We start from the raw sequence: 12,215 nt of genomic DNA on the forward strand, positions 1-12,215 counted from the left end.
GGCCCGGCCGGCCCGTTGCACGATCAATCAGCGATCGCCGGTGCTCTGTGGGCCGGCGAACCTAGTGGAGTTTCCGTGGCCAAAAATCGTTCGCTCTTGCGGCGCCTGTTTTCCGGCATCTGGCGCACCATCGCTCTGGTGTATGCGCTATTGCTCATCGTCGTGCTGCTGGTCGTGCCGGTCGGTGTGTATCTGGCTTTTTTCAGCAGTGCACCGGTCAACGTGCCCCAGGGCGGGGCGCTCGTATGGACGCCGACCGGCGATCTGGTCGAACAACGCGACAGCAGCGTCACCAGCATCCTCGGTTCGCTGGTTTCCGAGCCGACCCAGCAATCGGTGGTGCGTAGCCTGGTCGAATCGCTGGATCGCGCGGCTGACGACCCGCGGATCAAGATCGCTTTTCTCAAGCTCGACGAGTTGGGTGCCGCTCAGCCGGGTCAGCTGCAGGATCTGGTGGCGGCCATCGACCGCTTCAAACGCTCCGGCAAGCCGGTCGTTGCCTGGGCGCCGTCGTATGATCAGGCCCAGTATGAACTGGCCAGTCATGCCGACACGATCTATCTGGATCCGCTGGGATATGTATTCATTCCCGGATACGGCGCCTATCGCAACTACTACAAGGACGCGCTCGACAAGCTGGGTGTGACCATCAACGTCTTCCGCGTGGGCAAGTACAAATCCTACGTAGAACCTTATACACGCAACGATATGTCGCCGGAGGCACGGGCCGACAACCAGCTGTGGCTGAACTCACTGTGGACGATTTATCGCGACGAGGTCACCGCCGCACGTGATGCCGGCCCGGCCGATATCGATGCCTATATCGACGGGTTTTCGGACACCCTCGTCTCGCTGGGTGGCGATGCCGCGCGCATGGCTGCGCAGGCGGGCCTGGTGGACAAGGTCGCCTCGCTTGAGCAGGTACGCCAGGCCATGCGCGATCAGGTCGGAACTGACGAAGCCCATGGCAGTTTCCGCCAGATCAACCAGGTCGACTATCTGGGCGCAACCGATGCCGATCGCGCCGCGCCGCGTACCGACAGCCGTATCGCCGTGGTCGTCGTCGAAGGCGCGATCGTTGATGGCGAGAGCGTGCCCGATTCGGCCGGAGGCGATACGATCGCCCGGATGATCGCCGATGCGCGGCGCGACGACCATGTCGCGGCCCTGTTGATGCGGGTGAACTCGCCGGGCGGCTCGGTGACTGCCTCCGAACGCATTCGCCGCGAAATCGAGCTCACCCGTCAGGCGGGCAAGCCGGTCGTGGTGTCCATGGCCGGGGTGGCTGCGTCGGGCGGATACTGGATTTCGATGAACGCCGATCAGATATGGGCCGAACCGTCGACAGTGACGGGGTCGATCGGCATATTCGCGGTGATTCCCACGTTCGAGCAACCGCTCGACAAACTCGGCATACATACCGACGGCGTCGGCACCACGCCGCTATCCGGAGCGCTGCGGCTGGATCAACCGCTGTCGGAGCCGGTCAAGACGATGCTGCAGGCTGGCGTCGATCATGGCTATGAGCAGTTTGTCGGCCGGGTTGCCGAGGCGCGCAATCTCGAGCCGGATGCGGTGGAACGGATCGCTCAGGGCCGGGTCTGGAGTGGCGCGGATGCAGCACGGATCGGCCTGGTCGACCAGCTCGGCGATTTCGTCGGCGCCGAACAGGCCGCCGCCGAGCTGGCGGGTCTGAAGGACGGCGACTACGGGCTGCAGCCGATGCAGCCGCCCGCCAACTGGCAGACTGCGTTGCGCGAGTTCATGTCGTCGCACGTCAGCTCGGCAATCATGCCGGCCTGGCTCGCCCGCGTGGCCGACGACCAGAGCCTGGGCTGGCTACAACATGGTTTGAACGACCCCCGGCATCTTTATGCACATTGTTTCTGCTCGCTGGACGGCGGGCAGAGCCTGCGGCGTATCGACGCCGCGCCCGACGTGGAGTAGCAGTATGGGTTTGCTCATCGACGGTCGATGGACCGATCAGTGGTATGACACCGAGTCGCACGGTGGCAAGTTCGTGCGCGAGTCGGCCGGTTTCCGAGACTGGGTCAGCCCCGACCCGGAGGCGCGCTTTGCGGCCGAGGCCGGCCGTTATCATCTGTATGTCTCGCTGGCCTGCCCGTGGGCGCATCGCACGCTGATCCTGCGCAAGCTCAAGGGCCTGGAGAAGATCGTCGACGTGTCCGTGGTCGACCCGTACATGGGCGAGTGGGGCTGGTCGTTCTCCGATGCGCCGGGCGCGATCCCCGATCCGCTGTACGGGCTGGATCATCTGTTCGAGCTCTATCAAAAGGCCGCCCGTGGATATACTGGCCGGGTGACCACCCCCACCCTATGGGATCGTCACCACGAAACCATCGTGTCCAACGAATCGGCCGATATCGTGCGCATGTTCAACAACGCTTTCGATGCGTTGGCCGAGCATCCCGAGCGCGACTATTATCCGGTCGCGCTGCGCGACGAGATCGATGCGGTAAACGAACGGGTCTACCACGATGTAAACAACGGCGTGTACAAGGCCGGGTTCGCCACCACCCAGGACGCCTATGAAGAGGCCTTTGAAGCCGTGTTCGCCGCGCTCGACTGGCTGGATGCGCGGCTGGCCGAAAAGCGGTATCTGGCCGGCGATCGCATCACCGAAGCGGACTGGCGTCTGTTCGTGACCCTGGTGCGCTTTGATGCCGTCTATGTCGGACATTTCAAATGCAATCTGCGCCGTATCGCCGACTACCCCAATCTGTCGGGTTATCTGCGAGAGCTATACCAGGTGCCCGGCGTCGCCGATACCACGAACTTCGACCATATCAAGCAGCATTACTACCGCAGTCACGGCACGATCAACCCGACCGGCATCGTGCCGCTTGGCCCGGCACTGGATCTGTACAGCGCGCACGGACGCGATGCGGTGGCCGCGGTCGGCTGATGGGGTGCGGAGCCGCCCGAGCGCGGCAACCCTCAGCCGGTCTCGGCGCGGGCCGCGGCCAGGGCTGACTGCAGCCGCAGCGGATGGTTGGTGAATACCCATTCCACACCGCGGGCAATCTCGCGCAACAACACGGCGGCAGTGGTCACGAAGCCGCTGCCGACGAACCCCCGCGCGCGCTGTAACGCACGAATATGGCCAGGACGCAGCAACGCGTACGGCCCGGCCAGGCCTGCACACTCGTGGCTCAGTGCCCACCGCTGCAAACGCGCGAGATTGAGCTTGGCGACCGGTAGATAACAGCGCGGATCGAGACCGGCGGCGCCGGCGAACAGCGTGGTATCCAGAGACAGGACATGAAAATCCTGCGCGGGCGTCAGGCCTTGCAGATGGTCGAGCAATCGGCGTTCGCCGCGTGTGCTGCCGCGTGTCTTGAGCTCGATCATCAGGTGCGCACGCCCGGCATAGCGATCGCGCAGGTCGCCCAGGTGAGGCAAGGTCGGGGCCCGACGCGAAAGCTGTTTCCAGGAGGTGTCGGCGATGACATCGGCCAGGCCGAACACGCGGTTCAAGTCGGCATCGTGCACGACGACGGGCTCGTCGTCGCGGGTATAGCGGACATCGAATTCGATGGCCGCCACCCCGGCCGTGACGACCGGATCGAAGGCGGCAAAGGTGTTTTCCCGTACGTGCACACCGTCGCGTTGGCCGCGATGGGCCACGATCTTGGCGCTGGCGAGCTGCCCGGGGCTGGGCGCACGCCGAGGCATGCGGGCGAGCACCGTCTCGGCGGTATGGGACAATAAGCTTTCCAGACGAGGATTCACGAGCGGTTTCGCAGGATGTGGCAACCCCACTATAGACGACACGGCCGCGGGCTCGCGATAGAAGCTGGCCGGCGCAGTGCCCGGATGCGAAACCCGACAGAACAGGAGCCAATGCCCCAATGAAGACCGCCACCCGTCTCGTTCATGCCGGTCGTGATCCGGCCGCCCAGCAAGGCATCGTCAATCCCCCTGTCTATCATGCCTCGACGGTCATTTTCGAGTCGTTGGATGCGCTCGAGTCTGCCCAGCAGAATCCGTTCAAGGGGGTGTACTACGGGCGCAACGGCACCCCGGTGCAATTCGCCTTCGAAGCGGCGGTGGCTGAACTGGAGGGCGCCCACGGCGCGGTCACGACCTGCTCCGGGCTGGCAGCAATTGTCGCCGCCGTCATGAGCGTGGCCGAATCCGGCACGCACCTGCTGGTGACCGACAATGTCTACGGACCGACACGCGGGTTGTGTGAAGGCCTGCTCAAGCGCCTGGGCGTACGGACGACCTATTTCGATCCCACGCTCGATGCGCAGGCGCTCGAGGCGTTGATCACCCCGGATACCCGGGCGGTATTCGTCGAAGCCCCGGGTTCGTTGACGTTCGAGATCAGTGATGTGCCGGCACTTGCTCGAGTGGCCCACGCGCATGATCTGACCGTGATCGCCGACAACACCTGGGCGACACCGCTGTACTACGATGCGCTGGGTCACGGTGCCGATATCTCGATCCATGCAGCCACCAAGTATCTCGTTGGCCATGCCGACGCCATGCTCGGGGTGATCAACTGCTCGGAATCGCATTATCTGGCGGTGCGCAAGACCGCGGCTTCGATGGGCTATTGTGCCGGCCCGGATGATGTGTATCTCGGGCTGCGCGGCGTGCGCACGCTGGGCCAGCGCCTGCCGGTGCATCAGGCCAGTGCCCTGGCGCTAGCCGACTGGCTGGCCGAGCGGCCCGAGGTCGCTCGTGTGATCCATCCGGCCCGCGCCGATCATCCGCAGCATGCACTTTGGCGGCGCGATTTTACCGGTTCATCGGGGCTGTTTGCCGCCGTGCTTCAGCCGTGTTCGCGGGCTCAGCTGGCGGCAATGCTGGACGACTTGGAGTTGTATGGCATGGGGTTTTCCTGGGGCGGCTTCGAGAGCCTGATCCTGCCAGTCGACCCGGGGCGCAGTCGCACGGCCACGACCTGGTCCGCGACCGGCCCGACGCTGCGTATTCATGCCGGGCTCGAGGATATCAACGACCTGATCGCCGATCTCGGCGCCGGGCTGGATCGACTGGGGCTCTGAGCAGGCAGGTCGGGTCGCGAATGCGGCTCGCTCTGTGGCGGCATGAGCAGCGTCAAGCCGGGCCGCGGGTGTCGCATTCCGCGCAACCTCGTTCCAGTGGCCATTCGACCAGGATGCGCGCCGGGTCTATGCGACCCGCCGGTGTCTTCGACGCGCCGCGCTTGAGCGATCCGGACCCGGCGGCGCGCCCTGACGCGCTATGACTGCATGCGCATGGAGAAGTCGGTGGCACGTACGTGCTTGGTCAGCCCGCCGATGGAGATTCGATCCACGCCGGTATCGGCGATTTCGCGCACATTGGTCAGACTGATGTCGCCCGAGGCTTCGATGACGATCTGCTGACGGAAACGCCGACGGTGCGCATCGGCCATGTTCACCGCGCGCGCCAGCACGTGGCTTGGCAGGTTGTCCAGTAGCACGCCATCCACGCCCGCCTCGAGCGCCTGTTCGAGTTCGGCGAGCGTCTCGATCTCGACCTGAAGGAACAATTCGGGCGATTGTTCGCGGCCACGGGCCACGGCGCCGGCAATCGAGCCGGCCGCCATGATGTGGTTTTCCTTGATCAGGATGGCGTCGAACAGGCCGAAGCGGTGATTCAGGCCGCCACCGCAGCGAACCGCGTATTTCTGCGCGCTGCGCAGGCCAGGCAGCGTTTTCCGGGTATCGATGATATCGGTGCGGGTGCCTTTGACCCGCTCGACATACTCGTGGGTTGCGCTGGCCACACCGGACATGAGCTGAAGGAAGTTCAGCGCGGTGCGTTCGCCGCTGAGCAACGCATGCACCGGGCCTTCGATATCGCACACCACGCGTTCGGCGATCAGCCGCTGCCCGTCGGCAACATGCCAGTTCACCGTCACCCGCTCGTCCAGGGCGGCGAACACACGATCGAACCAGGGGGCGCCGGCCAGAACCGCGTTTTCCCGGGCGATCACCCGGGCGCGGGCGATACGGTTGTCCGTGACCAGCGCCGCGTTGCGATCGCCGTCGGCGATGTCTTCATCCAGCGCACGGTCGACGACCGCGTTCAGATCGGCAGGCAGTTCGGATTCGTTCATCGGCGAGAGTGCTCGGCGGTCGGATCAGGGCGCTCGATTATAGAGCAGGGGCGTGCCCGGCTCAGCCGGCCAGCCGAAGGCCGGCGCATATATGTCGGTGCGTGGGCGGATAGAAGTTGCGGAAGCCGGCGCGCTTGATATCCGGCTCGGTATGACGGCTGGCACCGCGAGCTACGAAATGTGCCCCGTCGAACCACGCCAGTGAATAGCCGTCGTAGGGAAATGCGCGAAAACCGGGATACGGATAGAACGCATCGGCCGTCCATTCCCATACGCGATGCAGGTCCGACAGCATCCCGAGCCGCCGTGCAGCCTCCCACTCGGCTTCGCGTGGCAGGCGGGCGTCGGCATAACGGGCGAATGCACACGCCTCGAACCACCCGATGCCGTGGACCGGCTGTTCGTCGATCGATGTGCCCGGCTCGTCGTCGGGTATATGCCAGGAATCCCCGCCACAAGCCTGCCAGTGCTGTGGCGAGCGTGTGTCGGTGTTCGCCAGCCAGCTGCGGCCCGCGTCGTCCCAATAGGACGCGTCGCGATAACCGCCGGCGGCCATGAATCCCAACCACTCGGCATTTGTGACACAGCGCTGGCCGATTGTGAATGCCGGTAGATCGACGGTGCAGGGGGGCTGTTCGTTGTCGTAGGCTTCGATTCCGGACGTGCCCAGCGTGACCGTCGTCGCGGGCACCCGGCGGTCGGGCGAAACGGGCGCACGCGGGGGTAACGGTATCGCCGTTGGCCGGGTCTGGCGGGCGCGCTGCAGCTCGGCGTGAGCCAGCCGCATGGTCTCCAGATGCTGGGCGTAGTGCTGGCGAACGAACGCGGCGAGATAGCCGCGTGCGATCAGCGGATGATCGTGGCCGAGGCTGCGCTGCCAGTAGTCGTCGTTGACGCGACTGACCTCGATCGTCCAGGCCTTGAGTGCATCGGCGTCGGGTAGCCGCTCGGCGCGTTGCTCCTTGGCACAGATCTCCGGAAAGTACAGGTCACGCCATGGGTCGGTAATCCGGGTATCGCCGAATACACGCTCGGCCAACCAGTAGGTCTCGACAAAGAACACATGGCCGACGTGCCATAGCATGGGGCTCAGATCGGGGTGCGGCTGGGCGCGTTGTTCGACCGGCGACAGATCGTCCAGCATCGACCGGCTGGCCTGGCGCAGCTGCGACAGACGACTGGGGGCGTTGGCGGTCATAGGCGTTCTCGAACCGGGCTCTCGCCGGGCGTGGCAATGATCATCTCCCCCGAGTGTACGACCTCCCAGCCGGATTGGTTGTCTAGCGGCTCGGAGGCGATGACGATCGCACCGAACCAGTCGTGGTTGATATACAGCGACGGCGCATCGCCGTGACAGGCGGTGCGTACCGCGACCAGGCCATGCCCGTCGCTAACGATGATATTGAGCAGCGCACGTACGTCGGGCGTGTCGGCCAGCCAGCCGCCAATCAACGAAAGGCCGCGGCGAACACGTTCAGCCAGCGTCCCCGTTTGCTGGCGGATGAGCGCGAACAGGTATTCCGAGTCCGTATTGCCGTTGATCGTGGTCTCGATCTCGGTGCCGATTTCAGCGCGCATGCGAGCACGCAGTGTGGTCGCAAACCGGTCGATGAAGCCATTGTGCGTGAACAGCAGGCCATCGCCGACGAACGGCTGGGTATTGGCATAGTCGGTGCCCAGTCCGGCCGTGGCGCTGCGCACGTTGGCCAGCCACAGGTTCGAACGAAGACTGCGGGCCAGCGACTCCAGGTTGACGTCCGCCCAGATCGGCAGCACCTGACGATAGATACAGGGGCGGCCGGCATCATCGAGCCAGGCCGCCCCCCAGCCGTCGGCGTTGACGGTGGCACTGACCATCTCGCGGGCGGCCCACGATTGATGCGACAGCCCATGGTCGGGGCGGACGATGAAGTCGCCCAGGGTACAGGGCGGGCCCATATAGGCCGCGATTCGGCACATCCGTAGTCAACCGGGGTTTGCGGGTCTCGGCCGCATGATAACCTCCAGCCGCATCACGCCAAATCGGTTTCCCATGCGCTTTCCCGAGTCTGCTGCCCGCCTGGCGAGCACACGAGTGATGCCGGCCCGGCCGGTGCCGAGCCTGGTCGACGATGTCCGCGCCGGACTGTTATCGCCGCCGCGGCGTCTGCCGCCGAAGTATTTCTACGACGATCACGGTTCGCGTCTTTTCGAGGCGATCTGCGAAACCCCCGAGTACTACCCCTCGCGCGCCGAGGCCGCGCTACTCGCCGAGCACGGCGTGGACATCATCGAGGCCACACGGCCCGAGCATCTGCTCGAACTGGGCAGTGGCAGCTCCCGAAAGACCCGGCACCTGTTCGATGCCTGCGACCGGCTGGGCGCCGCCTGTACCTACTGGCCGTTCGATGTGAGCGCGCAAATGATGCTCGACGCGGGCACCGCGCTCGCCGACGATTATCCGTGGCTCGATGTCCATGCCTTGATCGGCGATTACACCGGCGGGCTGGCCGGTGTATCGCTGCCCGAGGCCGGGCGCCGGCTGATCGTGTTCCTGGGCGGGACTCTGGGTAATTTCGAACCCGCCGACGCTCAGGCAATGCTCGAAGAGATCGCCGCGCTGATGCGTGGGGACGATGCACTGTTGCTCGGGCTCGATCGGGTCAAGGATCGCGGCCGGCTGGAAGCGGCATACGACGATGCCCAGGGGATCACCGCCGAATTCAATCGCAACGTGCTGAGCGTGCTCAATCGTGAACTCGATGCCGATTTCCCGGTCGCCGACTATCGCCATCGGGCGGTTTTCGACGCTGAGCATGCCCGGATCGAAATGCGGCTGGTTGCCGAACGGGGCCACAGGGTCAGTCTGGGCGCGCTCGACGAAACCATCGCGATCGACGCAGGCGAGGAGATCGTGACCGAGTTCAGCCACAAGTTCACGCCCGCTTCGATCCAACGCCTGCTGGCCCGGGCGGGACTCAAGCTGGATGCGCATTTCGAGGCCGGCGACGGCGACTACTCGCTATTGATCGCTCGCCGCGCCGCCTGAGTGCAGCCGGCGCGGCGCCGGTTCAACGGGTCTCGAGCAGGTCCAAAAGCAGCGCCTTCTGAGCGTGCAGGCGATTCTCGGCTTCGTCCCAGACCACGCTCGCCGGCCCGTCGATCACCTCAGCGCTGACTTCCTCGCCGCGATGGGCGGGCAGGCAATGCATGAACAGGGCGTCGTCGGCAGCCCAGCTCATCAGCGCGCGGTTGACCTGATAGTTGGCGAAATCGGCCAGCCGTGTTTCACGATCGCCTTCGTCGCCCATGCTTGCCCACACGTCGGTGACCACGAGATCGGCGCCGTCGGCGGCCGATGCCGCGTCGTCGCAGACCATGGCATGTTCGCCGGCCGCGGCCAGGATCTGCGCATCCGGCAGGTAGCCTTCCGGTGCCCCGATACGCAGCGTGAACCCGAGCAGGCGGGCCGCATTCAGATAGGAATGGCACATGTTGTTGCCGTCACCGATCCAGGCCACCGTCTTGCCGGCGATATCGCCGCGGTGTTCGACATAGGTCTGCAGGTCGGCCAGCAACTGGCAAGGGTGCAGGCGGTCGGTCAAGCCGTTGATCACGGGAACGCTGGCGTGCGCGGCAAAGCGTTCCAGCGTGTCGTGCGAATGGTTGCGAATCATTACCGCATCGACCATGCGCGACAGCACGCGCGCGGTGTCCTCGACGGGTTCGCCGCGTCCGATCTGGGTGTCGGCCGGCGACAGGAAGATCGCGTGGCCGCCGAGCTGGGTCATGCCGGCTTCGAACGAGACACGCGTCCGTGTGGAGGCCTTTTCGAAGACCATGGCCAGTGTTCTGGCGGCCAGCGGTGTGCGCCCGTCGGGCTGGCGCTTGGCCGCGATGGCGCGGTCGATCACGCGACGGATGCCCTCGGCACCCAGATCGTCGAGACTGAGGAAATGTCGGATGGTCATGCAGTGTTCTGTGTCGTGGAAGTGGCAGCGGCACGGGTCTCGATCAGATCGCAGACCGTGTCCACCAGGCGTTCGACCTCGGCCGGGCCGATGATCAGCGGCGGCAACAGCCGGATTACCGAGCCGGCCGTGACGTTGAGCAGCACCCCGTGCTCGCGAGCGGCATCCACGAGCTCGGGGCAGGGCGAGTCGAGCTCGATACCGATCATCAGCCCGGCGCCGCGGATGTCGACAACGCAACCGAGCTCGCCCACGCGGGCTTCTATCTGGCTGCGGATGGATTCGCCCATGGCCTGGGCATGGCTGAGCAGGCCCTGGTCATCGATGGTTTCGAGTACCGCGAGCGCCGCCCGGCAGGCCAGTGGATTGCCGCCAAAGGTGGAACCGTGACTGCCCGGCCCGAACAGCTCGCGCGCGCGGCCGGCCACCACGGTCGCGCCGATCGGCAGGCCGCCGCCCAGACCCTTGGCCAGGCACATCACGTCCGGGGTGATGCCGGCGGCTTGATGGGCGAACCAGTGGCCCGTACGCCCTATGCCGGTCTGGACCTCGTCGATCATGAGCAACCACTCGCGGCGGTCGCAGAGCGCGCGCAGGTCCGGCAGGAAGGATGCCGGCGGAACACGGACTCCGCCTTCGCCCTGGATCGGTTCGACCAGCACGGCCGCGATACGGTGATCGTCGAGGGCTTCGATAGCCGCCAGATCGCCGTACGGCACACGGATGAAGCCCTCAGGCATCGGTTCGAAGCCGCGTTGCGCGTTGACGTTACCCGTGGCCGCGAGTGCGGCCAAGGTCCGCCCGTGGAACGCGTGTTCCATGACCACGACACGCGGGCAGTCACTGCCGCGGGCATGGCCATGCAGGCGGGCGAGCTTGATCGCCGCTTCGTTGGCCTCGCTGCCGCTGTTGCCGAAGAACACCGCTTCCATGGCGGCGCGCTCGCACAGCAGATCGGCCAGCCGCGTCTGGACTTCGATTTCGTAGAGATTCGACGTATGCAGCAGACGTGAAGCCTGATCCGTAATGGCGGCCACCAGCGCCGGATGGCAATGGCCCAACGCATTCACCGCGATGCCCGACAGCGCGTCCAGATAACGGTTGTCGTCGGTATCGAACAGCCACACGCCTTCGCCGCGGGCGAACGCGATCGGCTGGCGCTTGTAGGTCGGAATCAGGTGTGAACTGGCCATGGCGGCACCCCGGGCGGGCGCGGTCGCGATCGTTGCGTGTTCGGCAGGCCGGCGATCGCAGGTCTGCTCGGCAACGAACGAGGCGCGCGTATACCAAAAACAAAACAGCCCCGCCGCAGAGCGACGGGGCTGCATTCTAGCGCAAGCTGACCTGGCTTAGCTGGCGGCTTCGAATTTCTTGGAAATGCCGTCCCAGTTGACCACGTTCCACCAGGCATCAACGTACTCGGGCTTGCGATTCTGATACTTCAGATAAAACGCATGCTCCCAGACGTCCAGGCCCATGATGGGCTTGCCGGACTCGGACACCACGTCCATGACCGGGTTGTCCTGGTTGGGCGTGGGTACGATCTTGAGCTTGCCGGCATCCGGTACCAGCCAGACAAAGCCCGAGCCGAACAGGCCGGTGGCCTCGCCGGTGAATTTTTCCTTGAACTCGTCGAACGAGCCGAAGCTCGCGTCGATGGCCTCGCCGAGCTTGCCGGTCGGCTTGCCGCCGCCGGACGGCGACATGCTTTCCCAGAAGATGATGTGGTTGAGATAGCCACCGCCCTGGTTGCGAACGGCCGAACCGTGCTGGCCTGCCTTGGCGAGGATCGTCTCCAGATCCTGGTCCTCGAGTTCGGTGCCCTCGATGGCCTTCTTGAATTTGGTTAGATACGCGTTGTGATGCTTGTCGTGATGGATTTCCATCGTGCGACCGTCGATATACGGCTCGAGTGCGTCGTAATCGTACGGTAGATCGGGCAGTTCAAATGCCATGTCGTATCCCTTTTTCATGAGATGAGTGAGTCAACGCCGACTAGTTATATAAGGTTTGTTCAACGTTTTTCAAAGGTCGGCCGCCGATTTGCGGCCTTGTCGATGCGAGGGCGCAGTACCGGCCGCCGGTATCGGACGGCTCTGGCATTACCTGTCGTACGCCTTCATAGGCGGCGTTCGGCCTCGCATCGTCGACGGTTGGCCGACGGCGATGCG

General features: G+C 64.9%; 11 protein-coding genes. 4 read left to right on the top strand and 7 right to left on the bottom strand.

Annotated features, from left to right (window positions below):
• Nucleotides 1-75 precede the first annotated feature (75 nt).
• A complete protein-coding gene (gene sppA, locus T31B1_RS15980) occupies nt 76-1,947 on the top strand; it encodes a signal peptide peptidase SppA (protein ID WP_353250523.1) in 1,872 nt (623 codons plus the stop codon).
• A 4-nt stretch (nt 1,948-1,951) separates the two neighbouring features.
• A complete protein-coding gene (locus tag T31B1_RS15985) occupies nt 1,952-2,926 on the top strand; it encodes a glutathione S-transferase family protein (protein ID WP_353250524.1) in 975 nt (324 codons plus the stop codon).
• A gap of 32 nt (nt 2,927-2,958) precedes the next feature.
• On the opposite strand, the gene T31B1_RS15990 is transcribed toward T31B1_RS15985, so the two are convergent.
• Nucleotides 2,959-3,729, bottom strand: a complete 771-nt coding sequence (locus tag T31B1_RS15990) for a glycerophosphodiester phosphodiesterase (RefSeq protein ID WP_353250525.1) — start codon at nt 3,727-3,729, stop codon at nt 2,959-2,961.
• Nucleotides 3,730-3,872: 143 nt separating this feature from the next.
• On the opposite strand from T31B1_RS15990, the gene metC reads away from it, so the two are divergent.
• A complete protein-coding gene (metC, locus tag T31B1_RS15995) occupies nt 3,873-5,036 on the top strand; it encodes a cystathionine beta-lyase (RefSeq protein WP_353250526.1) in 1,164 nt (387 codons plus the stop codon).
• A gap of 197 nt (nt 5,037-5,233) precedes the next feature.
• On the opposite strand, the gene nadC is transcribed toward metC, so the two are convergent.
• The 3 genes from nadC to egtC all read right to left on the bottom strand — a co-directional run bounded on the left by nadC (nt 5,234) and on the right by egtC (nt 8,053).
• Nucleotides 5,234-6,094 (bottom strand): carboxylating nicotinate-nucleotide diphosphorylase, encoded by an 861-nt coding sequence (gene nadC, locus T31B1_RS16000; RefSeq protein WP_353250527.1) that lies wholly within the window; start codon nt 6,092-6,094, stop codon nt 5,234-5,236.
• A 61-nt stretch (nt 6,095-6,155) separates the two neighbouring features.
• Entirely contained in the window at nt 6,156-7,292 is a 1,137-nt protein-coding gene (locus tag T31B1_RS16005) for an SUMF1/EgtB/PvdO family nonheme iron enzyme (protein ID WP_353250528.1), read from the bottom strand.
• On the bottom strand, nt 7,289-8,053 hold the full coding sequence (gene egtC, locus T31B1_RS16010; RefSeq protein ID WP_353250529.1) for an ergothioneine biosynthesis protein EgtC: 765 nt from the start codon (nt 8,051-8,053) through the stop codon (nt 7,289-7,291). Before egtC ends, T31B1_RS16005 begins: the two co-directional genes overlap by 4 nt.
• A 73-nt stretch (nt 8,054-8,126) precedes the next feature.
• Between egtC and egtD the strand changes: the two genes are divergently transcribed.
• Nucleotides 8,127-9,122 carry an L-histidine N(alpha)-methyltransferase gene (gene egtD, locus T31B1_RS16015; protein ID WP_353250530.1) on the top strand — a complete coding sequence of 332 codons (996 nt, stop codon included), beginning with the start codon at nt 8,127-8,129 and terminating at the stop codon, nt 9,120-9,122.
• 22 nt (nt 9,123-9,144) lie between these two features.
• Here egtD and argF read toward each other — a convergent pair whose 3' ends face one another.
• From argF to T31B1_RS16030, 3 genes are all read right to left on the bottom strand, one after another.
• Nucleotides 9,145-10,044, bottom strand: a complete 900-nt coding sequence (gene argF, locus T31B1_RS16020; protein ID WP_353250531.1) for an ornithine carbamoyltransferase — start codon at nt 10,042-10,044, stop codon at nt 9,145-9,147.
• On the bottom strand, nt 10,041-11,237 hold the full coding sequence (locus T31B1_RS16025) for an acetylornithine transaminase (RefSeq protein ID WP_353250532.1): 1,197 nt from the start codon (nt 11,235-11,237) through the stop codon (nt 10,041-10,043). Before T31B1_RS16025 ends, argF begins: the two co-directional genes overlap by 4 nt.
• Nucleotides 11,238-11,393: 156 nt before the next feature.
• Entirely contained in the window at nt 11,394-11,999 is a 606-nt protein-coding gene (locus tag T31B1_RS16030; RefSeq protein ID WP_353250533.1) for a superoxide dismutase, read from the bottom strand.
• Nucleotides 12,000-12,215 lie beyond the last annotated feature (216 nt).

It is taken from the genome of Salinisphaera sp. T31B1 (assembly GCF_040361275.1).
Lineage (GTDB): Bacteria > Pseudomonadota > Gammaproteobacteria > Nevskiales > Salinisphaeraceae > Salinisphaera.